General features: G+C 37.8%; 16 protein-coding genes. 3 read left to right on the top strand and 13 right to left on the bottom strand.

Annotated elements, in window-relative coordinates; all coding sequences use genetic code 11:
* Positions 1-295 precede the first annotated feature (295 nt).
* A complete protein-coding gene (locus P4L16_08080; GenBank protein ID MDR3625076.1) occupies positions 296-3,748 on the top strand; it encodes an autotransporter-associated beta strand repeat-containing protein in 3,453 nt (1,150 codons plus the stop codon).
* Between the two features lie 526 nt (positions 3,749-4,274).
* Here P4L16_08080 and P4L16_08085 read toward each other — a convergent pair.
* The 8 genes from P4L16_08085 to P4L16_08120 all read right to left on the bottom strand — a co-directional run bounded on the left by P4L16_08085 (position 4,275) and on the right by P4L16_08120 (position 15,814).
* Positions 4,275-6,530: a hypothetical protein gene (locus P4L16_08085; GenBank protein MDR3625077.1), complete on the bottom strand. Its 2,256-nt coding sequence runs from the start codon at positions 6,528-6,530 to the stop codon at positions 4,275-4,277.
* Between the two features lie 209 nt (positions 6,531-6,739).
* Complete coding sequence (locus tag P4L16_08090; GenBank protein ID MDR3625078.1) at positions 6,740-7,864, bottom strand: rod shape-determining protein MreC; 1,125 nt, start codon at positions 7,862-7,864, stop codon at positions 6,740-6,742.
* Positions 7,861-9,054, bottom strand: coding sequence for an aspartate/tyrosine/aromatic aminotransferase (locus P4L16_08095; protein ID MDR3625079.1), 1,194 nt, complete (start codon positions 9,052-9,054; stop codon positions 7,861-7,863). Before P4L16_08095 ends, P4L16_08090 begins: the two co-directional genes overlap by 4 nt.
* 19 nt (positions 9,055-9,073) lie before the next feature.
* Positions 9,074-11,074, bottom strand: a complete 2,001-nt coding sequence (gene uvrB, locus P4L16_08100; GenBank protein MDR3625080.1) for an excinuclease ABC subunit UvrB — start codon at positions 11,072-11,074, stop codon at positions 9,074-9,076.
* Positions 11,064-12,155 carry a tryptophan--tRNA ligase gene (gene trpS / locus P4L16_08105; GenBank protein ID MDR3625081.1) on the bottom strand — a complete coding sequence of 364 codons (1,092 nt, stop codon included), beginning with the start codon at positions 12,153-12,155 and terminating at the stop codon, positions 11,064-11,066. Before trpS ends, uvrB begins: the two co-directional genes overlap by 11 nt.
* A gap of 13 nt (positions 12,156-12,168) precedes the next feature.
* Positions 12,169-13,371, bottom strand: coding sequence for an aromatic amino acid transport family protein (locus tag P4L16_08110; GenBank protein ID MDR3625082.1), 1,203 nt, complete (start codon positions 13,369-13,371; stop codon positions 12,169-12,171).
* Positions 13,372-13,374: 3 nt separating this feature from the next.
* Complete coding sequence (locus P4L16_08115; protein MDR3625083.1) at positions 13,375-14,574, bottom strand: aromatic amino acid transport family protein; 1,200 nt, start codon at positions 14,572-14,574, stop codon at positions 13,375-13,377.
* Positions 14,564-15,814: an aromatic amino acid transport family protein gene (locus tag P4L16_08120; protein MDR3625084.1), complete on the bottom strand. Its 1,251-nt coding sequence runs from the start codon at positions 15,812-15,814 to the stop codon at positions 14,564-14,566. The genes P4L16_08115 and P4L16_08120 overlap by 11 nt, the downstream gene beginning before the upstream one ends.
* Positions 15,815-16,188: 374 nt before the next feature.
* Between P4L16_08120 and P4L16_08125 the strand changes: the two genes are divergently transcribed.
* Positions 16,189-16,932: a hypothetical protein gene (locus tag P4L16_08125; protein MDR3625085.1), complete on the top strand. Its 744-nt coding sequence runs from the start codon at positions 16,189-16,191 to the stop codon at positions 16,930-16,932.
* The gene (locus P4L16_08130) at positions 16,929-17,255 is read left to right on the top strand and encodes a hypothetical protein (GenBank protein ID MDR3625086.1); all 327 of its coding nucleotides are present in this window, start codon (positions 16,929-16,931) and stop codon (positions 17,253-17,255) included. The genes P4L16_08125 and P4L16_08130 overlap by 4 nt, the downstream gene beginning before the upstream one ends.
* Here P4L16_08130 and P4L16_08135 read toward each other — a convergent pair.
* The 5 genes from P4L16_08135 to P4L16_08155 form a co-directional block, all read right to left on the bottom strand.
* Positions 17,252-18,682 carry a hypothetical protein gene (locus P4L16_08135; protein ID MDR3625087.1) on the bottom strand — a complete coding sequence of 477 codons (1,431 nt, stop codon included), beginning with the start codon at positions 18,680-18,682 and terminating at the stop codon, positions 17,252-17,254. The two genes, P4L16_08130 and P4L16_08135, sit on opposite strands and share 4 nt — an antisense overlap.
* Before the next feature lie 88 nt (positions 18,683-18,770).
* Positions 18,771-20,417, bottom strand: a complete 1,647-nt coding sequence (locus tag P4L16_08140) for an FAD-dependent thymidylate synthase (protein MDR3625088.1) — start codon at positions 20,415-20,417, stop codon at positions 18,771-18,773.
* Between the two features lie 3 nt (positions 20,418-20,420).
* Positions 20,421-21,419 (bottom strand): porphobilinogen synthase, encoded by a 999-nt coding sequence (hemB, locus tag P4L16_08145; protein MDR3625089.1) that lies wholly within the window; start codon positions 21,417-21,419, stop codon positions 20,421-20,423.
* Positions 21,420-21,433: 14 nt separating this feature from the next.
* Positions 21,434-23,644, bottom strand: a complete 2,211-nt coding sequence (locus P4L16_08150) for a YjbH domain-containing protein (protein MDR3625090.1) — start codon at positions 23,642-23,644, stop codon at positions 21,434-21,436.
* 101 nt (positions 23,645-23,745) lie between these two features.
* Positions 23,746-24,171 (bottom strand): hypothetical protein, encoded by a 426-nt coding sequence (locus tag P4L16_08155; protein ID MDR3625091.1) that lies wholly within the window; start codon positions 24,169-24,171, stop codon positions 23,746-23,748.
* Positions 24,172-24,466 lie beyond the last annotated feature (295 nt).

Raw genomic sequence — 24,466 nt, forward strand, 5'->3', positions numbered from 1 at the left:
CTTAGAAAAATTGCAATTTTTTGAGTAGATTTATTGATAAATTTTTCAAGCATATGTGAACATATGGTTGAAAAATTTAACGATAAAGATGTCAAAAAAGACAATTTTAACAAGCAAATGTAATTACGCAAGAAGTCTAATATAAAGATGATCATTTTTGATCTATTCAAAGATATATTAGCTCTTTCTTGGAAGACTCAATAAACTTTTTCATACAAAAGTAAAATTCCTATTGTTTGTTTTTTAAATTTTTCATATATATTCAAAGAATGTAGTGAATAAAATAGGTACTGAAATGATGAATAAACTCGTATGGATAGTGGCGCTAATAGCAAATGCAACCCTTCTGTTAACTGTAGATGCAACATCTTACACCTGGAAAACAGACGGGACTATCAACTGGAATACACCCTCTAATTGGACTCCATCAGGTCTTCCAGATGGCTCTGATAGCGCATTAATTCCAGGAAAAGGCGCTCAACCTGTAATCATTCAGTCAGGAAACCTTCTACAAATTAATGATATACAATTTAAATCTGATTTACCCATTCTTACCGTTGCTTCCACAGGCGGCATGCTCATAAATGATTGCGTTTCAGGAACAGGAATTGTGCTGATTGAAGATGGCGGCTATTTAACATTTGATAATAATGCAACATCTGCTGCCACCGATGGATCTGTTATTACCTATCAAGTAGGTTCAGGTGGTGGTGATCTGTTTTTCGGTGCCCCTATGGACAATGCAGGAACTGCCAATATGGTTACTACTATAGGAAATCCTGGGCTCTTAGTTATAGACGGCAATGTAAACCTTGGAAAAGTTATCATGGTTAACCCCAATGATAGTATTTTTCTAAACCCAGGAAAAACCTTAATCTTACAATCAGGTGATAGTTTATTTGCAGGCGATGCAAATAAGGGAGGCGGTATTAACCGCTCTGGAGACATTGCATTCTCAGATCCAGAATCAAGCCTAACACTATCTGGAAACAATAATAAATGGAGCGGATCTACGACATTATCAGCAGGTAGCATTAAACTTGCACACAATTCAGGGCTTGGAAAAGGCTCACTTCTTATGAAGGATGCTACCACACTACATCTTTCAGATGCTGTATCAACCCCTAATAACATCACGTTAAATGGCACTTGCGCCATTCAAGTCACTAACAATGGAATTGCTACATTATCAGGCGTGATTTCAGACGATGAAAATGCAACAGGTGCACTGATTCAACAAGGATCTGGTGTATTGGTATTGAATGGGGCAAATACCTATTCGGGAGGTACAACCATTCACGCTGGTGGTACAATCAGAGCAAGCGAAAATGGCAACTTTGGAAATAATTCTGGCGCACTGAATTTAGCAGGTGGCACGCTTCAATATGGAAAGCCTTTCAATTTATCTAGTGGCAGAAACATTGTTACAAGTAGCAATTTAAGTAAAATCGACACAAATGGACACGATGTTATAGTCGTATCCAGCATCCAGGGCAAGGGGGGAATTACAAAAGAGGGCTCTGGTACATTAACACTAACAAACTCTAATACTTATACTGAAGGAACCTCCATTCATGCAGGAACCCTTAAATTGTCAGAGGCCGGATCTTTGCATTCCAAAGGGGCCGTTTCTCTTTTCTCCTCTGGAAGCTTTGATATTAGCACTGTTAACTCATCACAACCCATAATGATTGGTAATCTTTCCAGCAACTCTTCAAATACCAATGTGATACTTGGAAATCATGCCTTAACATTTGGTGCAGAGGACAATACAACCTTCAATGGATTAATTTCAGGAACAGGCAACCTCAAAAAACAAGGAAAAGGTACTTTCACACTAAATAACGCAAATGGAAACAATTATTCAGGAATCGTTACCATCAGTGAAGGCACATTCCAAGCAGGTGTTCACGGAGCTTTTTCAAACAGCTCCTTATACCACCTAGAAGACAATGAAAGTGCTGTATTGGACCTAAACAATACCAATCAAACTATTTCCATGCTTTCTGGTGGTGGATCAAAAGGAGGGCTTGTTTCTCTCGAAGCAGGTACATTAACACTTCTTGGCGGCCCAAGTACAACTTATTCAGGCACAATTACAGGCTCTGGGGGATCTCTTATAAAAAGAGGCCCTGGCTCTCTTACCCTAAACAACATGCACACTCATAGCGGGGCTACAATCATTTCCGAGGGTACATTTATCGTCAATGGATCGATGCAAAACTCTCTGCTTACCATAGGCCCAAATGCAACTTTAAAGGGAAATGGTACATTTGGAAAAGTAAATATCCATGGTACAGTATCTCCTGGTAATTCTATTGGTACAATATCAGGAACAGATTTTACTTTTTTAAGTGGATCTTCACTTAATAACGAAATCAATGCTAGTGGGGATACCGACCTAATTGCAGCAACAGGAGATATCACTATTGACCCGAATGTCACCTTAAATGTGATTGCAGAACCAGGAACTTATACTTCTGGAGAGACTTATACATTTGCTACGGCAGGGGGCAGTATTGCAGGTGAATTTACAACTATAAATTCAACTATTCCTAGATTAAATCCACAGGTCACTTACAATTCTCAATCTCTTATGCTAACACTTTTAAACGAAACCTTTTTCTCATTCCTAAATCTTCAACCAGACTATACAGCAACTACCAATGCTATATCTGTTGCTAATTATTTGGATTATTTAGAAAACAGTGGAGATATCGTTGCAGGCTCTGATTTAGCATCTGTTCTTACAGTTGCTACAGCAGCTACAGCAAGTCAATTATCTTCAGGACTCAATACATTTCATCCAGCCCCTTATAATACTCTTCTTGTAGCACAAGAGGAATCGATGGTTAATATGCAAAGCACTCTTGTCGATCGTCTCGATAAGATTTATTTGCTTTGCCCTCAAATCTGCTGTTTCAATGAATGGATTACACCCGTAGGATCATTTGCACATTTTGACTCAACTTATGAAACTTCTGGCTATGAATCTTCTATGGGGGGTGTTGCAGGTGGTATCGACTTATTTGTTAACAAAAACCTCTGTACAGGATTTACTGCAGGCTACACCCAAACAGCTGTCAACTGGGACTCGCCAGACGGCAATGGTAACATAAAAACGGGTTATGCAGGTCTTTATTCCAGGTTATTCAATCGTCAATTTTATGTGGATGCAAGTGCAATTACAGGCATTGGATGTTTTAGAGGCACACGCCCTATCTTTCTTACGTCTAGCGCAGGAACTGTTAACCGTGTAGCACAAGGCAAATTCTATGGCGTTGAAGTCGATACGCATGTGGGTGTTGGTACCATTGTCAATACAGCTCCTGTAGACATTAACATTTTTTCTACATTAGATTGGGTTTATACACATCAAAATAGTTTTACAGAAAAAAATGCCAATAGCTTAGACCTTAGTGTCAAAGGGAAAAACTGCAACTTGCTTCGTCCAGCACTTGGATTTACACTATTCAAGCGCATGGATAACTGGACTCCAGAAATTGGAGTAACCGGTGCTTATTATGGCAGACTAGATGGCAGGCGCTGTGCTTCAAACTTTGTTGACGAGCCTGGCTATTTTGTGACCCATGGACTCTATCCAAGCGAGATGCGCGTCATTCCACGCTTCAGAATTACTGGATTGTTTCCAGACAATCGTGCAACTTGCCAAGCGTCCTATGAGGGCGAATTTTCCCATGACTACTTTGAGCATAGCTTTACACTCAACTTTGGCTACTGCTTCTAAGTTTAAAAATACTATAACGCAGGCCTTCAGCCTGCAAATCGTGTCCTGGCATCACCTAGGGCGAATGCCCTAGGCTTTTATAACGCAGGGTCTTCGCCCTGCAAATTATCCATGCAATTATTTCAGGCTGAAAGCCTGAAAACTCCACCTAAAACCACCATATATATTCAGAGGTGGTATTTCAGGCTGAAAGCCTAGGGCATCCGCCATGGATATATTTAGAGATGGTATTTCAGGCTGAAAGCCTGACTTATAAAAGCCCATTGCTTTCACCATAGATATATTTAGAGATGGTATTTGAGGCTGAAAGCCTAACTTACAAAAGCCTATGGCCTTCGCCATAGGTATATTTAGAGGTGGTATTTCAGGCTGAAAGCCTGACTTATAAAAGCCTAGGGCATCCGCCCTAGGTGATACCAGGACGCGATTTGCAGGCTGAAGGCCTGACTTATAAAAGCCTAGGGCATCCGCCCTAGGTGATACCAGGACGCGATTTGCAGGCTGAAGGCCTGCATTATAGCTTATTTCAACCTTCCCCTGGAGTGGTATGTTCTGAATGATAAGGTGGCGGCGGAGATGTTAAATTCTCATCATCCTTTGGGGTAGAAAGTTTTGGATAAGGCGGTGGAAGCCCACTGGCTTCATTGTATGAAGGCGGATTTGGATATGAAGGTGGCTCCGGTTTTTCTATAAACTTCATTAATAATGTTATGATTTCATGATTGCCCACTTCGGCAGCCGTTACTAGAGGAGACCCTTCATTGCTCCTTTGATGGCTAGCCTGAATTTTAGCAACATCAATAATTCGATTCTCTAAAAAGAATCTAATGATATCAATATTTTGTATCTTTATTGCTTGATAAAGAACTGCATAAGAAAGTCCTTTTACCTGTGGAAGCTTTTTACCATCGTCACTTAAAATAAGTTTTAACATAGTAAGATCTTTGTTCTCATTAGCATCTTCAATAGCTAAATACATTAACTGCCTCAACTCCTCTGCTTTTGGAACAACACCATTATTCAATAAAAACCTAACACACTCAAGTTTCTTTTCATGTGTAGGGCACCCCGTTAATATAGTTAAAAACATATTAAGGTTGCGAACTGATTGATGGCGATAGTTTGGCTGACTATTTAAAAAATCCTCATCTGGAGCACGTTGTTTTACTAAATCTATGATATTTTGATTTTGCGCACAAATACCACTCCAAAATAACTCTGCCAAATTTATGCCATGCGATAATAAAAACTTTGCATCATCCTCTGAAACCGCCTCCCAAGACCAAAAAAAACCTGGCTTAGATACAATCGCATCTACGATATTAGGAAATCCTTCTTCAAGCCGACGTAAATTAGCGATAACACCTTTTATGCTGGTACTGTCATTAAACGCATTTAATGTGCCTCCCTTGGCACTAAACCAAGGCCTCAAAAACTCTAAAATTCCAAAACAATTAATAAAATGATCCCCAATATAACTAGGTGACCAATATACATAAGAATTATAAGCAATGTTTTTTATGACTTCTGCCATACGCTCTTCTGGAATATCCGTAAATCCTTTAACTTCATGCAGATCGGTCTGAAGGACTCTCTTTGCTGCTACTTGAACAAGCGTTGATTTTACATCAAGAGTCTTATCACAAAGTATTTCAATTACTTCTTTGATTCGAGAATGGAGTTTATTTGCCAATATATCGCTTAGAAGACTTTGCAAGCTTGAGCACTTAACCTTATCTGCCAACTTAGAAAGTTCCTTCAAACTCTCCCTACTAATGGTATTTAAATTCACCTTCCTATCGTCTAATAGATACTCAGCAAAGCGTGAAATAGCTTCTTCGCTAAACTGTTCTCCTAGCTCTCTAAAAATATTTTCTGCATCTTCTTCTTTTGTATCTGTCAATGCTATAAATAAACGAAGAGGAAAACGAACGATACCGGTACTGGATCTAATTTCGATCTGCTTATCACCACGAGGTACATGGCGAGGTCCATAGAGTTTTATTTCTGCCAATTCAAAACGTTCTGCACATGCGGCTTCCAGAGGATGGTATTTTGTTTCTCGTACCAAACTTAAAAAATCTTGAAGCTCTTCTTTATCATTAAGAGAATATAAGAAGTCGCTATCTTTTAAATAGTTAATAAAATTTTCTACTGTTTTTTTAGTTGCATGAACGGCGGCCTTACTTAGGCCCTCAACACCTTCTAATAACTTGGGATTTACAAGAATGCTTCCATCACTTGCTTGGATAGTAGCAACACAGTTAGCATTGCACACATTCTCAAGTGTTTGCTTTCTTATTGATAAACAAGCTTTGATTTGCTCTGGCGTCATCTTAGAAAACTCTGTTCCAGTAATAGAAGGCGGCAATGAGGATTGATAAGGTGCTATCTTACGAATTCTTGCATCTAAACTTTTAATTTCCTCATATTGAACAGCCTGCTTAACAGCAACAAGACGATAACCCCATGTTCTACCACTAGCATCGTCTACAAAAGCGCTCAGTTTATCAGAAGCTTTCTCAAAATTTTCGCTGGGACGTGCAAATTGTTTGTTCTTTTCAAAAAGTTTTATAGCCAGATCAGCAATTCTTGAATTGCCCGTAAAAAGAACATTCCAAAGTTCTCTAAACCATCCTATATAACCTGTTGTAACAAGAGTTGCGCCCCTGGCAGTATGGACTATTTTTAATGATTCATGCCCCTTGGTTCCATACAAAGCCAAATCATTAACCAAATTATGAAACTCAACTTCACTATGATAATGAACGGGAATACTCATACAACACCTACTTTAAATTTAAAGTATAATATAATCATTATGGTGTCAAGATTATTTTATAACAGCTATGCTTATATTCCAGAAAAAAATATATTACTACTATTAGGAGGTAATGGTGGGAGCCATTGCTGACGAGAGTGAAACGGCGAGATGAGACAGATTGCATCTCGCAGCCAGCCTATTTTGAAGTTTTTGCATAACCTGAGTAATTACTCTAAAAGGCTAAAGCCGATGGAGGGGAGCACAAAAACTCTTTGAAGCTGATCTAACTGAAAAGCCTTGGGAGTGGCCTCTATTTCATAAGCAAAGTCACCCTCTTTTAGCATCTGTATGGAAGTAACTTCTGCAACATCTAAGCCTGCAGGAAAAACTCCATCCATACCCGTTGTTACCAAAAGATCCCCTACTTGAATAATAGGTGTTGAAGAAGTTGTAAGTGATGAAGCAAGCTTTCCTGTTCTTAAGTCACGAGCAGGTCCCTCTTCATCATCATAATCGTAGTTAAATCCTACCCCCTTGAGAACATACCCAAGAGAGCGATATTTAGGCCTGCAGGCACCGCACAAATCTCCTTTTGCAAAATAATAACTAGGAAGTGGCTCTCTTGCATTTCTTTGCAAGATTTGCAAGTTTTGAATCAAAATCTCATTATCTTTTCTATCGGCAAGCAAATCTGTTCTTTTCTTTAATGCATCAACAAGTGTGTTTATAGCCTGTAATAAAGGCCTATTTTCAACGCCCCCTCTTGCAACCCTTACTGATGGATGCACAGAATGATCCGTAATCAGACGAACCATGGAAGCATTTTCACCTACATAATCAACTAATCCAACAACTGCATTGTGAATGATAACAGGGCTATTTTTTGAAACAACTAAGCGCCCTAACTTCTCATTTGTTTTTTCCCCTACATTGATCCAAAGAGTATTATCCCAAGTAGATGTAGCTCTATAAATTACATCCGCAGAAACTGCATTTAATTTGAGTTCTAGGTTTTGGAGTAATTCATCATAGCGCCTTTGATAGATAGATCTGCCAGCTAAAATCCCTGAAGAAAGCCCTTGCAACTGCATCCTATCTTCTTCTATCAAAAGTTCATTTTGAAGCAATTCTTGTAACTTAGATAGATCTTCTTTAAGCAAGCGATTTTCTATACGCAAAAGTTCTTTTTCTTTGTCAGCAGAATCTGTTTCTTTTATCTGCTTTACACCGTTAAAAAGAGGCGAAAGCAATGCAACACTTTTTGCTCGAAGGTTTCTTGCAAAGCTTACAGGCAAACTCAATGTCACGAGAAGCGCAATTGCCAAAACTATATAAAGCTTGTATTTTTTCATTTTTGTAAAACGTCTGCAATAGATTCTACAACATAATCTACATTACTTCTATTCAACCCTGCGATACTAATGCGCCCATTACTTGTCATGTAAATGCCATACTTTTCAATGAGAACACCAACTTCTTCTTTTGAAAGACCACAAAATGAAAACATTCCATGTTGACGCTCCAACTGAGAAAAATCACGAAACAAGATTTTTTCTTTCAATTTTTGTGCTAGCAACGACCTCATCTCTAAAAGACGGTTTCTCATAATAGCAACATCTCCCTCCCATTCCTTTCTAAGGCCATTTGCGCGCAAAATACTCTTTACGATGCGCATACCATGGCTAGGTGGATTTGAATAATTAGCTCTGATAAGAACTTTCACCTGGCTACCAATAGATGCAACACACGACTCATCTTGTGTCAAAAAAAATAATCCACCAACACGCTCGCCATAAAGCCCGAAATTCTTAGAGTAAGAATGAGCTACTAACATCTCGTCAAAATGATCTGCAAATTCACGTATGGAAAAAACATCTTCCTCAATGCCATGTGCAAACCCTTGATAAGCTGAATCAAAAAAAGGTATGACTCCTTGTGCTTTAATCAAATGAGCAAGCTCCATCCACTCATCTCTTGAAGGATCTACTCCAGTAGGATTATGACAACTTGCCTGTAATAAGATAACAGAGCCTTTTTCCATTTTATTAATCGCTTTGCACATCCCATTAAAATCAAAAGAGTGTTGGTGCTCATTGTAGTAGGGATATGTCTCTATATGCATGCCAGCAATACCAAATATCTGTCTGTGGTTAGGCCATGAGGGCTCTGGTATATAGATTAACTTAGAAATATAGCGAAATAAGAACTCAGCACCTATACGAAGGGCGCCTGTTCCACCAATGGTTTGTGCCCCAAACAACCTCATAGTATTTTTTTTAACAAAATCCTCTCCAAATACGAGTTTCAAAGATGCTAGGTTATATTCTGCATCCCCATCAATAGGTAAATACTCCTTATCTAAATAAGCAGATACAACAGTTTCTTCAGCTTTTTTAACAGAAGGAAGCACCCATGCGAGCAATTCATCGGTTTTATAGGCGCCCACACCTAAATTGATTTTGTTTGGATTAAAATCCTTTTTAAAGGCCGTGTTGAGGTTGAAAATAGGATCAGGACTTGCTACTGGTACGTTTTTAAACATTTGCACAACTTTTTCCTTTCTAAATCATTTCTAATTCTTGATAGTGTTTCAGAAGATCTCGTAAACGCGCTGCATCTTCAAAGCGCCACTCTTTAGCAGCAAGTTTCATATCTTTTTCGCACTCACTTATTTTTTGGCGCAGCTCCTCTTGGCTCATAGGCTTATAAGAAACAGATTTTCCTTTGCCTTTTTTCTCTTTTTCAAGAATTGCCAAATCATCTTCAACAAACTGAAAACCAAGATCTCGCTTGATTGTCTTGGGTTCAATGCCATGAGCTTTGTTGTAAGCATTTTGCAATTCTCGCCTTTTTTTTGTAATAGCAAGAGTATTTTTAATTGCTTCAGTCATTTTATCAGCGTACATAATAACTCGTCCCTCAGAGTTACGTGCAGCCCTTCCGCAAGTTTGAATAAGGGCCGTTTCACTTCTTAAAAAACCCTCTTTATCAGCATCGAGTATAGCAACAAGGGAAACTTCTGGAATATCTAAACCCTCTCGAAGCAAGTTAATACCTACAAGTACATCAAAGGTCCCTAAGCGAAGATCTCTGATAATTTGCATCCTCTCTAGTGTATCAATATCTGAATGCAAATATTTAGCCTTTACACCAAGGTCCAAAAGGTATTTTGTCAAGTCTTCAGCAAGCCTTTTTGTAAGCGTTGTCAAAAGAACCCTACCTTTCTTACTTGTATGTACACGTATTTCTTCTAAACAATCATCCACCTCTGTGGTAGCAGGTCTTATTTCAATTTCTGGATCTAAAAGCCCTGTGGGGCGAATGATTTGCTCTATGAGCAACCCCTCTGCCTCATTTATTTCCCATTTTGAGGGGGTTGCAGAGACATAAATTACTTGTGAAATCTTTTGATAGATCTCTTCAAATTTTAAAGGCCTATTATCATAGGCAGAAGGCAAGCGAAAGCCAAAATCAATCAAAGATGTTTTTCTAGCCCTATCACCATTATACATTGCGTTGAGCTGTGGAACTGTTTGATGAGATTCATCGACAACAAGAAGAAAATCCTTTGAAAAGTAATCCCAAAGACAAGGAGAAGCAGATCCCTCTTTTCTCTGACCAAAATGTCTTGAATAATTCTCTATTCCTTTACATACTCCCGTTTCTCTCATCATCTCCAAATCATAAAGGGTGCGCTCCTGAATGCGCTGTTTTTCAATGAGCTTACCCTCTTTTTCAAAAAAAGCAACCCTCTCCTTAAGCTCTGCTCTAATTGTATTAATGGCTGTAAAGCGCACCTCTTCTGGCGTCACAAAGTGAGATCCTGGATAAAGCGTTATGCTCTGCCTAGTTTCAATAACCTTACCCGTTAAAGGATCTATGATACTTATTTTTTCAATATCATCGCCAAAAAAGTAGATACGATAAGCCATAGCTTCTTCATAAGCAGGAAAAATATCTAATACATCTCCTCGCGCTCTAAACACACCCCTATGAAAGTCGTAATCATTTCTTTCATAACGCATCTCAACTAAATGTATCAAAAGGTCATCACGACGCCTTTTTTCACCCACTTTTAAAGTTAAATTCATTTTTGCATAATATTCTGGCATGCCAAGGCCATAGATACAAGAAACAGATGCTACGATGATCACATCATCCCTTTCAATTAAGGAACGCGTTGCACTTAAGCGCATCCGATCAATTTGATCGTTAATGGACATATCTTTTTCGATATAAGTATCTGTACGAGGAATATAGGCTTCTGGCTGATAGTAATCATAATAAGAAACAAAGTATTCAACAGCATTTTCTGGAAAAAATGCTTTAAACTCTTGGTAAAGCTGCGCTGCAAGAGTTTTATTGTGGGCCAAAATCAACGTTGGTTTTTGTACATTAGCAATTACATTTGCTATTGTAAATGTCTTTCCAGACCCTGTAATGCCGAGCAATACCTGCGCCTTCTTTGAGGACAGCACTCCCTTAGTTAATGCATCAATTGCTTGCGGCTGATCACCCGCTGGAGGAAAGGGTAGCTTTAATATGAATTTATTATGGGCCAAAACCAAGCCTATCCAATGCAGAACTTTTCTCTATACGATCTCTTGCCATGCGAGAAATTTTATTCCATGTACCACTAATGCCCATAGCTGAAAGGGTCTCTTGAAGGGTTTCGTCAGCAACCTCTCTCATCTTTAAAGTTCCCTCATAAATTACTTGTTCTACAAGACCTTTCTCTTCTTCGATGAGTTTTCTTTTTTCTCTAATAGGATCCAAAAACTGATTGAGAACAATGATAAGTTTTTCTTTCACTTCAACATCTGAAACGGATCCTCTTCTATAACGCTCCTTTAAATCCTCAACTTCTTGTTTATCCCCATTGAAGGCATCATGATAGATAAATACAGGATTTCCCTCAACAGTACCTGGAATATCTGCACGCACACGATTGGGATCTGTATACATCCCACGCACCTTCTTTTCAACGCTTTTAGCATCATCAGAAAGCTGTATGGAGTTATTCAAAGATTTACTCATCTTTGCTTTTCCATCTGTTCCAATAAGCGTGGGCACATCTCCACTGATTATCTCAGGGATAGGAAACACATCTCCATAATACTGGTTAAAGCGCCTTGCAATATCTCTTGTGCATTCAACATGTGCTTCATTGTCTTTGCCAACAGGAACTACTTCTCCCCTCGGCAACAAGATATCTGCAGACTGCAAAACAGGATAGCCAACAAGTCCAAAGGGTACGCTTTCTGGCTCAATATGAGCACTTCTTGCCATTTCCTTTATACTTGGAAGGCCGCTTAAACGATTCAAAGAGACCATCATTTCAAAAATAAGATTTAACTCACAAACTGCTGGGACTGCCGATTGTAAATAGATCACAGACTTAGATGGGTCAATACCACATGCAAGATAATCTATAACCATTTGCTTAATAGCCTCTCTTGAGGCTAAGATAGCCTCTTTTTGAGGCTTTGTTGTCAAAAGATGCAAATCTGCAATAATAAAAAAGCATTCATATTTATCTTGCATCTCTACTCTATTTTTTAAAGAGCCTACATAGTGACCAAGGTGCAATAATCCTGTTGGACGATCTCCTGTGAGCATCCTTTTTTTCTTTTCTACTATCATACAAACGTTTCTCCTAAACCTTAATCCAGTCTAACTTTTCTGCAATTTCTAAGCCAATCACAATCAAAGAAAAGAAAATTGCAAGGATAAGAGAGGTATACCCTCCTCTTGTCTTGTATAAGACAACCTCTTTTTTCATAAGGCGTCCCTTCCAAGCCATGAGCGCTGGCAATATGCCACTTAAAACTGCCACAATAATACCCGCATATTGAAGAGCCAAAATAAAGCCCCTTGGAAAAAGAAACACAAAAATAAGCGGAGGTATAAATGTTAAGCAAACTACAAAGAACTTACCACTTCCAGATTGCTTAATATTAAATCCATCTCTTAAAAAACTTGAAAGGCTCAAAGAGACCCCTAAAAATGAGGTAAGTAGTGCAAAAATAGAAAAGCTCTCTGCAAATGTGGTAATCCAATCATTTTTCAAAATTTCTGCGAGAGACTCTGTTGCCATACTACCCCTTTTTAAAGTAGAAACAAGGCCCATATCACCTTCTAATGGAACAATCCCCAAGATAACGAGCTCCCAGATGACATAAATAACAAGGGGAACTAAGCTTCCTATGATAATCGCTTTTTTTATACTTTTTACATCTCTTTTTAAATAATCCGTCAATACAGGGATGATAATATGAAAACCAAACGACGTGACAACAACAGGAACTGCTCCCCAAAGAAAAGAGGGCTCAACAACAGAAAGTAAATTTAATTTTACATCGGGAAGAGCCCAAATAATAAGACCAAAGTACGCAACTACAAGACCTATCATAAAAATACGGTTTAAATAATCTACAGGGCGTGTTCCACAATATACAAACAGGGCAAATAATAAAACTAGTGGCAGGGGTTCCACATAAAATGGCAGTGTAACTCCAAATAGCTGCATAGCCACTTTTGACATAATTAATCCACTACCTGCTAAATAAGCAGATGTCAGCGAATAAAGCAGTAAAAGAAAAAGCACCCAGGTAATCATTGCACCATACTTTCCAAGCGTATATTTAGCCATCGAAATAAGGTTCACTTCATGATCAAACCACAAGTTAACCTCCATCACTAAAAAGGCTGTAAATATCGTTCCAAGCCATATTGCAGTAAATAAAAGAATGGAAGGATAAAATCCTGCCATAGCAGTAAGTACAGGTAATGCAAGCATTCCAGCTCCCACTGCAGTACCTGTTACAAGTAAAATGCCTCCAAATAAGCGACTATTCATTTTTCAAACTCTCAAGTTAAAAATCACAATAATAATAACAAAAAGATAGGCTATGATAGGAAGAATAAATGAAAACCCACCTCCACCTACTTTATAAACAAAATCTTCTTTATGCTGCGCTCTTCCCTTCCATACTATCATCACAGGTAATATTCCAAGAAGTACTGCAACAAAAATTCCAGCATAATCAAGTGCTAAAATAAATCCTCTTGGATAAAAAAATACAAATAGTAGAGGGGGCAAAAACGTACATGATGCGGATATTAATTTACCACTCCTTGTATGTTTAATTTTTAAGCCATCTGACAAAAAATGAGAAAGGCTCAAACCCACTCCTAAAAATGAGGTAAGAATTGCTAAAAATGAAAAAACACGCGCACACGTTGCAAGTAAGGGATTATTAAGTAATCCTGCAAGAGAATAAGTGGCTGTCTGTCCCTCTTGCAGAGCCTCTTGCAACCCAAATACACCAAAAACAGGAACATTTCCAAGTACTACATACTCCCAGATAAGATAAACAATAAGAGGAATTATGCTGCCTATGAAAATCACTCTCTTCAACGCTTTCACATTTCTGTCTAAGTAAGTTGTTAAACTTGGAATAATGATATGAAACCCATAGGATGTAACAACAACAGGAATTGCTCCCAAAAGATATTTTGGCTCGAACCTATCCAATAAAACATAATCAATAGTATTACTAGAAAGACCTACTAATAAAAAATAAATAATCACAAGCCCTATCATTAGGGATCTATTTAAATAATCAACATGCCTAGTACCCAAATAGATAAACAACCCAAAAATCAATAAAAAAGGTAGCGGCTGCACCCATCCTGGAATATCTGTAAAGCCTAAAAATGCAGCTAACTCCACAAACATAGACCCACTTGCGGATAAATAGGCAGCTGTCAATGCGTAGAGCAATAATAAATAAAATACCCAAGTAACACATGCTCCAACCCTTCCAAGGGTGTATCGAGATATTGTTACTAAATTTACAGGCTTTGGAAACCACAAATTTGCTTCTAGAAATAAAAAGGCTGTAATTAAGCTCATTGACCAATAGAAAATGAACAATAGAAGTGAGGGATAAAAGCCTGCCATACCCGTGAGTACGGGTAGAGCAAGCATACCAGCTCCTATTGTAGTTCCAGACACTAAAAGAATGCCGCCAAGTTGGCGGCTTTTTTTAACGTACATTTTCAAGGCTCCATGCTTTAAGAGTATCTAACAAGCCAAGTTCGCTACTAAGTTCTAAAAGAAACACACCCGTTGCAAATAAGATGATAATAACCAATAAGAAACGCCCTCCTGGTACCAGGATAGCATGAGTGCTTTTTTTGTGATAACGCAAAACCCATGTCATCAACGCGGGCATAATTCCAAATAAAATAACCGCAACACCGCCCGCATAATTCAGCGCTGTTAAAAATACGTGCGGGCTTATAACTGCAAAAATAAATGGAGGTACAAAAACAAGTGCGCACAGCACTTTACTCTCTCGCTTTTGACTTTTCACTTTCAAAGCATCTGCTAAGAAGTGCACAAAACTTAGAGCCACCGCCAAAAACGAAGTAATCAAAGCAAAGACTGCAAAATATTCCGCCATACTTGCAATCCAAGAATTTCCAAGAATACTCTTAAGCGCATCTGTTGCAGAACTTCCCTTTTCTAAAGCCTCAACAAGACCATTTGCACCATTTACTGGCACTATTCCAAGAACCATCCACTCCCAAATAAGATAAATGCATAAAGGGATTGCGCTTCCTGCATACAACGTCCATTTCAAAGACCTTGCATGCCCTTTTAAGTAAGGCACTAAACTCGGTACAATGTTGTGAAAGCCAAATGATATAATTAAAATCGGAAGCATAAAAAATGTGTAACTCCATTCACTTCTTTCAAGAAGTTCATATTTCACATCGAGTGCTCCAAAACTAATCAGACACACATAGGAAATTACAAGGCCAATCATCAAAAAACGGTTAAAATAATCTACAGCTTGTGTTCCAAGATAAACAAGAAAGCCAAAAAAGAGGACAAAGATAAGGCTGCCCAAAAAGTCTGGAACTTGTACGTGGATAATTGCTTGAATCGCACTTGCAAGAAGTGCGCCGCTTGCAGCAACGTAGGCTACTAGCAATGAATAGAAAAGAAGAGCCCATACAACCCAAATAATCCATTTTCCAGCCCTTCCAAGGGTAGATTCTGCCATTGTAATAATGCTTACATTTTCACCGATGGCAAGATTTGCCTCCAAAAGTAAAAGGCCTGTTGTCGTCATAAACAACCAACACAGTAAAAACATAATGATCGCAGGGGTAAAACCGCCAGGCCCCGTCAATACGGGAAGCGCTAGCATACCCGCTCCAATGCAATTGCCAGCAACCAATAAGATTGCTCCTAAAACACGACTTTTTTGTATATTTTTCTCTTTCATAAATCCTTAGCAGTACTTAAAACATAAATTTTACGTTTCTTAATTCAATTTTTTGAATTTAAAAGAAACAGGGTGGAATTAATAATTAGGATAATAAGATTGTTGGTGCAGATTGCACCAAAAACTGAAAGAAAAAAATGGAAAGCAAGAGGTCATGAAAAACGGAAGATCTCTTTTCAATTGATGTACCATAATGATACGACCCTTACTTTACTTGCGGCTCTATTCAAACATATCTTCAAATTATCCGCAATCTAAAAATATTTTTATAATTAAAATCACGCTGTTATAGCATTTCAGCTACTTATATTTTAGGAATATAAATTCATATGAAGAGCAACTGGATAAAAAGCTATATTTATATAACGCTTACAATGTGTCATTTTTCTATATTTGCACACTACAGTCAAAACTATAAAGATGAAATACGTAACATTGTTTCGGATGCGGGTAACTGTATTGAAGAAGCTGGACATAATTGGTTTGCTCATCCTATTTCTTGCTCAGCAATGTGGGCATGGCCATATGAAATTCTGTACAACTGCTCGAATTATTCTGATTTTCGCGGAACATTTAATTACTTATTTTGGTGGAATGATAATCAATATTCTGAACTTGAGTGTGATAGGAAAAGATCTGTAGAAGAATGCCAATCAAAGCTATCGAGCATAAGAACTTCTCAATCAAGAAACTATTGGGAAGCACAACTGGAAAAATTTCAAACTGATTTTGATTCCTATCTATCAAGGCACTCTTCAGCAAAAACACATTTACAAAATGGGATGGATATTGTTCAAGCCCGTTTTAGTATTCTTTACAGCAATTATTCTTATTTAGACGACCCTCACAACTATTATCAAAAAGGCTTGATCTATTTTGACCAAGGTAATGTTGTTGATGCGATAGATTTGATTAAAAAATTGATCGAAATGGGAAAAATACAGGAAGTTCTTGATAAAGTTGATTTATCTTTTGATGATTTACAATTAGCGCTTGCCAAGGGCTTTATAGAAACTTGCGATTATAAGCAAGCGGCTTTAATCTTAAGCCAAATTATTGAAAAGGATGCAAAAAATGGAACACATATTTACCCACTTAGGCCAAAAGGTTTAAAATGAATATGCTATTCAACACAGATAAAGAATATCCATTAAATGTTATAATCATGTTATCCTTACAGCGTGCGCTGCTTTGCCAAGTTCCTCCAAATTTACGAATGGTTGCAGTAGACTGGAATGAGGAAATAGAAGAAATAGTCATTTATTTTTATTTTGATAATAAAATCACAGATGAGGAAAAGGAGATAGCGTGTGATGTCTCCGGAGAAGTCTCTGGTGATTTTAACTATGATGTTCAAATTATTGATAAATGTATCTACCTCAACAAATCAAAGACCCTTCCACAACATATGTGTTCTATTTATCGAAGAAAAGAAGATTAGGATTGCTGATTAAGGGGCTGTAACTGTGCTGAAGGATACTCTGCTTGCAGTAATGCTTCAATAGAAGCATACTTCTTCTGAACACCTCGTTTTGAAATCTGGAAGCTTTCTGCAGCTAGATTAATCGGTATATTAATAAGCTCGTTATCAGAAGACTTTATTAGAATGTTATAATCCGAGTATACTCCTGGATGGACTAAAAAGCTATTTTCCTTTCCAAGGGTGTTAAGACGATACTTTGCGCCATCTACATTACAAGTTTGAAAGTAGGGCTTGCTTTGCAAAGCTTTTGCTTTTTCTACAAATTTTGATAGAACATACTCTTTTCCAGCGGACACATCGAAAACTATGATCTGGCTTGTGTCCAAACCTTTTTTATTAAAATATTTTTCTAGTCTTAAAAACTCTTTGGGACCAGCGCTGTATCCACCCATATCAGATGCTCGATTTTCAAGATCATTCATAACTAGGTGCGCAGACCTAGCATAATGAGCTGTCTTATTCGTAATAGTACCTACAATGCGCCCATTCTTAATGCAACCTTGATTAACTATTCCTCCAACCTTGATGGGTTTTCCTGAAAAAAAGCTTGAATGCTTAAATACGGCAGAACGACCATCAGCCTCAAAGTCATGTGGGGCTACATATAGTTCATCATCTGGTCCCAAAACAAAGCAAAGGCGACGAGAATCTTCAAATAATACTCCATTCTGATACATCAGGCCATCTTTAATTTCTATTTTATATATTTCTCTCTCTGTACTAGAGCAATAAGTGGTTTTTGCAATTCTTTCAAGAGCCTTTTTCTGTTTGGGAATAGAAGCAATAAATTCCTCTAAAGATAAATTTGTGTGACTTACTTTCCAATCTTTCTCAATTCTTTCAAAAACATAACGACCATAAGGGCTGTTATCCAGTAACGCTTCTTGGTAATAAGTTGCGCTCAGACTTACAACATCAATCCCTAGACGTCCACCACCTACTAACCTTCTTGCCTTTTCAATTCCTCTTTTCCATTTTTGCGAAGGAGATAACTTTTTTTCATCTTTTGAAGTAATTTTTAGCTCGCCATTCAATTGTTTTGCAAAACTTTGCAAAACAGGACTCTTTGCAAGAGTAACAAAAGAATCATTAGACTCCAAAGAATCACTTAATTCTGTAATAGAAAATGACTTACAAGATAGTAGCAGAATTTTTTGAGCTTGATTACCACAAATATCATTAATTTCTTGCCCAAACAAACTCATAAAAAAGTTGTAAATCGCAAGTAAAACAGGAAAATCCGTATGCTTTAGCTCGTAATATTCATGATCACCACATCGTACTTTTACAAAATAGAGGCCATTTCTACTACGTTGTAATTCCATGGCTTTGTGCACTGAATCATCTATCCTAACATCAAAAACATTATTATTTATATCTACCATAACTATAGCTATAACTTTTTTAATTAGTAACAGCTATAACCATACAACAATGCTATAAAGACAGAATTAATTTATCATTAACATTAAATTAATGCTTAAAAGCGCGCCTTGCTTCTTTTTCTACACGAGCCTCCTCCTGCCCCATTCTTCCAAGATTATATCCCTCATAATCAACAAATTTGAAAAAACGTGCAAAATCAGGAAAAGCTCTCGAAACAAGACCGGCCATCTCTTGAGCCACAAAGCGATAGGACGGATGGCCCGCAGGGGATGAGCGAAGCTCGCAAAGCCACTGCAAAGCCCTTAAATTAACATGAAAATACCAGCGCACATTATAGGCCATAGGAACTGCATATTGAGCTTCTTCTGGAAATTCTTCTTTCATAATATCATAGGCATCTTTTGCAATATCCATGGCTTCGGCATATTTTTTCTCCATATGGGTATCAATAAGCTCTTTTGGAGTCCAGTAGCCATAATCACATGTTAGAAACTCTCTTTCTTGCGTAAGGATTCTGTGTCTTTGTAAATCGCGATAAATACCAAAATCTGCCAAAATCTCAAAAGTAAACTCCGCATGCTCCAGTGCACGAGGCGACTTGTGTCTGCGGTTTTCCCTTGCATTTGCTCCTGCATCCAAAATGCGTCCAATTTCATCTGAAGAAAGTGTTCTGCAATATTGCTGCCACTCCAAAAGACCTTTGTTAGATTCAGAATACATTAAAGCAGCTGCCACCTTGATGACAGAGTCTAGATCAAAATTAATTAAGCGAACCCCTGGAGTTAGATCATGGGCGACCCTATCTTGATGCTCAACCATTACAGCATTCACATCTGCATGCATACTCTCCATAAAGTTCTCATAACCCCTATGATGCTTATGCCCTCGCTCTGCTCTACTTATAAATGAGGGTATTACCTTAGAAAGTTCTTCGTAAGACTTTGTGCCTATATCTTGCAACTCCACTAAATTGTGTCCATGAAGCTTGTGAATAAGCTGTTCAAAAAAACGTCCATTTCCATAAAGTCCCATATTAGTAAGAGCACTTGCTGGCAAAAGCCCTCTTAAACAATCTAGCACTTTAGCACGAAGCGCTGCGGTATAGGCTGCTTTTGAGCTCTCCTCATCTCTTGGGAACTTCTCTTCAAAAATTTCTGTAAGTTCTGGAACAAGCTCACTGTAGGTTTTAAACAAATGGTTGCAGGTATCCAAATAAAGCTCTCTATGAGCAGATGTCATTAAAATAGGCTCTCTAAAAAAGAGATAATCTCCATTTACTTTTTGATCAAAATAAATGTAACGAGTCGATTTTTCTAAGGGGGATCCTCCAAGCCTACAATCTTCAATAGCTTTTGCGGCGATCATAGAGATATTTTCAATAGCTAGATGGGCACCTCCAAGCTCTGCTATTGAATCGTCACCATAACCATCTAAAATTCTATCATAGAAATTTTGAGCTTTCTTGATTGCAATCATCTGGTCTTCAACTTCCTCATCTCCCTGAGGTCCACTTGGCTTTACAATGGCATCAAACGCAGTCTCTTCATTCAAAATAAACTCTTTGAGAAGAAGTGCTCTAAGACCAAGTGTCGATCTTGAGTAGCGAGAAAATAAAGCCCCTTTAATCACTTCTGGAAGATTTCTTAATGCAAAGACATTGCTCGATACGCTAGATACATATCTCTGTAAAATTTTAGATTGTGTCTCTGAAAATCCTTCGTAATCTTCAAACATGAATTATTCCTTTTTTATCCAATTTGCTATCTCTTTTGCAAAATATGTAATAATAAAATCAGCACCAGCTCTGTGTATACTTCTCATCACTTCCATAACAGCTTTTTTCTCATCTACATAACCTTTTTCTGCAGCTGCTTTAATCATACAAAACTCCCCACTTGTATGATATGCTCCAAGAGGCATATAGGGGTATTTTTGCTTTACACGAAAGATAATATCAAGATACGTATGAGCAGGTTTTATCATCAACATATCGGCGCCTTCATCAATATCTAACCCAGCCTCATGCACAGCTTCTCTACCATTTGGGACATCCATCATATGAGAGCCTCTGTCTCCAAAAGTAGGCGCACCCTCCGCTGCGCTGCGAAAAGGCCCATAAAATGCAGAATTATACTTTACAGAATAGCTAAGAATAGGAATATGCGAGAATCCTGCATTATCCAGTCCTTTTCTAATTCCAAGCACCATGCCATCTATCATACCGCTGGGAGCCACTACATCGACGCCCGCTCTTGCATGGCTTACAGCCTGCTGTACAAGCAGTTCTACCGTTTTATCGTTATCAATATCTACTTTACCCGAACACTCACTTAAAAAACCACAATGACCATGATCTGTGTATTCACAAAAACAAACATCTGAAATAATAAGCAGTTCTTTAGTTGTATTTTTAATTATCTTTACTGCTTTCTGAATAATTCCATCATCACTAAAAGAATCTGATCCTACCAAATCTTTACGAGGAGGAACACCGAAGAGAATCACAGCTTTTATACCGAGCCTTACAACTTCTTGAACCTCAGAGGCAAGCAAATTTAAAGGTATTTGAAAATGCCCCTGCATCGATGAAATCTCTTTTTTTTCACCCTGTTCGCCTTTGATAAATAAAGGCAAAATAAAACAAGATAAATCAACATCAGATTCTTGTACAAGATCTCTTAAAATAGAATTTTGTCGAAGCCTTCTTTTTCTTATCAATGGAAATGCATGTCTCATAAGTACTCCACAAACTAATTACACTTATCAAACGTAACGGGATTATCCCTTTGTTCAAAAAGAACAGGGTAAAGCTCATTACCAGTACCAACTCTGTAGCCCACATCTCTTAGCCATGCAGACATTCCATAACCCCATCTTGCTCTACTAGACTCTTTGAATATAACGTCAAGTGGCATTGAAAACGAAATTCCCTTGTCATGATAAACAGATCCATTTACTCTATCATTACCATTTGTATATGTGTACCAAAAGGAGATCCTCAAGCCACTTGGAAAATAGCGAAACACCTCTGTTCTTATTCCAAAATCACGTGCTAAAAACTGTCCCATACTAATTTTAAAGCTTACTGGCATCGTATTGAATCTATAATAAATATCAAGAAAATATTGCGATAGAACTGTATAGTGATCATAAACAGGATAGAAACTAGTTCCAGAACCAACAAATCTTCTCAATTTATTTTGAAAGCCCCAATCATTATATGTTCTTTTTTTCACAATAGCACCAGCAAGCCCTACAGCCCAAGAAGAATTAACTGGATAGTATAATGCCTCTGCTGCAACTCCTCCATAGGCGATATCAAAAAAGCCAGCAGCCACTCTTGAATGCAGCCCACAACCATGTGTCCAGCTACGCTGTAAATATACCTGTTCAAATTTAAAGTCTCTAACTTGGTAATATGTGATGCGATCTGAGTTTACATTGATCACAGGGGAGGGGTTGAGCATATCAAAATTGCCCAAATCATTTGCGTTTGTAAGAAGTGTATGAGACAATAAAAACTTATAATAAACATCATACCAAACAAACCCTTCAACAACCGCAGCTCCATCAATTTCATACTTAAGCTTTCCTTTAGAACTTCCAAAAAATGTTTGAGCCCTTGGCCTTAGGCCCCATTCAAGAGCTTTTTCTCTTCTTTCAAAAAGAATCTCTGGGCAATATTTTGGGAATGTAACTTCTCTTATTGGAGAAACAGTTGCAAGCTCAATATCTGTCATCTGCCTTGAAGCATATAGGTAAAGGCTTCTTCTAGAATAACGATACTCTTGACAAAGCACACAATCGGCACTAATCACTACAATGACTTCAGATACGTTTACAGGCGTTAACAAGGCAAGCAAGCAACCAAGTCGCTTATGCACATCTGTTTCATATAAATACTTTCTGTTGACAATCCGAAGGCGAAGAATTGGCAACGGATTACATCCCTTTTCAAGGGTTGCTTTCAATAACGTAAATCCTTGATTGTCCAACGCATAAGCTAGATCCTCCACTAATGTATTAAGAGGACGAAGGGGGCTTATAGGCTCTGTATTAATGGGAGCAAAGTAACAAAGAGGATCATTAATTTTTGGGAAAAAACCTTTTACTGAACCTAAGTCAAATGTACCAGAAGCCTCATAAGCAATATTATTCCCTCTAATATGACTTACGCTGAAGCGCCAGTACTTTCCAATGGCATATTTGATACCGTAATTAATAGGAAACTTTTTGACTCGTCCAAATGGATGTAATTCTACTTTTGAATTTTCATAATCGGTAGGATCATACTCAGCAACAAATGAGAGACCATTCCAATAATTTTCACATTTTCTCCAAGGAGAGTATGCAATCCCTCCAAAGAAGCCTCCAATGCGCCCTGTGCCGTAACCAAAACTGGCCTCAAAATTTAGATTAGGCCATTCTTGTGTAAGAACCACATACTTTGATTCAAAAAGCTGACTTCCCAAAAAATCTTCTAGGCCAAGAGCAATGCCAGGAAGGCAATATTCTGTGTCAGCCGGCTTTAATAGATTAATTTTTATGTTAGCGCCCTTGTCCGCATAGTCTCCAAAACCATGAGGGCTCAAAATCACATCCTGCACACCTTTAAATACTCGGTAAACTCCAGACATTTCTATTCTACTAAATAGCTGAAAACCAATAAAATAATTGCGATAAGGAGGCACGCTCGAAGCTCCCAGAGTAATGTCTCCATCATCTCCCATCCGAGCAGAGGGCATGTTAAAATAACCTACATGTCCATAGTGACTATAAATGAGGGGTAATTTATCGCAATTTCTTTTTTCACACTCTGCAACAATGTCTAAATCTCGAAATAGATCAGGGGAAGAAGAAGTACGATGAGGAACATACTCTTCCAAATACTCTTCTTCTGAAAAAAGAAAAGAGCTCAAAAGAGAAAAGAAAAAAATAAGAAGAATTATTGATCCGCGCACCAAGATCCCAACTGTTCGTTTTGCAAACGTGGAAAAAGCTTATCAAGTAATTGAAATTACGAGAAGAAGCTAATTGGGATAACACAAAAATATATAAAACGCTACATAGGAATCCAGTTGCGTTTAGTAAAGTGTTTATTTTTTTTCTGGTCGTCTCTCTCTTTTTTAACCAACAATTCATTTTCTTGGCTAAGCATTGTTTGTACTAAAGTTTTGTGAAATGAATCAATTTGCTTTTGCATATTTTCTATCATTTTCCACTCATCCGTACCAAAATTTTGTGGGTCTTCAACAAAATGTGCCATCTCTTCTCTCGTCATGCCTACTTTTTCAGCGACCGCATTTGCTTTTTGATTAAGCTGGTCTATCACGCCTTGCACATGTTCAAGCATGCCCTCCATCTGTTCTACAGTGATGTCAGCAGCTGCATCCTCTTTTCCAGAACTTGTGCTCAAAGATGATGATATTGTCTTTTTTACATCTTCGATTAATTTTATTACTTCGTCGTATTCTTTTTGAAATTCCATAAGTTCCTCAAAATCTTTGAATCAATGACTCTTGTTACGTAAAAAACTTTAAGTCAATGGTTCCTTATTAAATTAATACTTAATTATACACAAGTGAATTGCTTACCTAGAAATTAAATTGACGAATGCTAGCATTCCATCATGAGTAAATTTGAAAAATTAATACAGAAAATCCTAAGACATTACTCTTTAGCGAAATTTGCTCAATATATACATTGGTTTTTGATGCTGGAATACAACGCTTGCAAGCTTCCTAATCTCTTATTCTATATCTCTTATTCTATTGAGAACAATT

The organism is Chlamydiales bacterium (genome assembly GCA_031292375.1).
Taxonomy (GTDB): Bacteria; Chlamydiota; Chlamydiia; order Chlamydiales; family VFKH01; genus JARLHF01.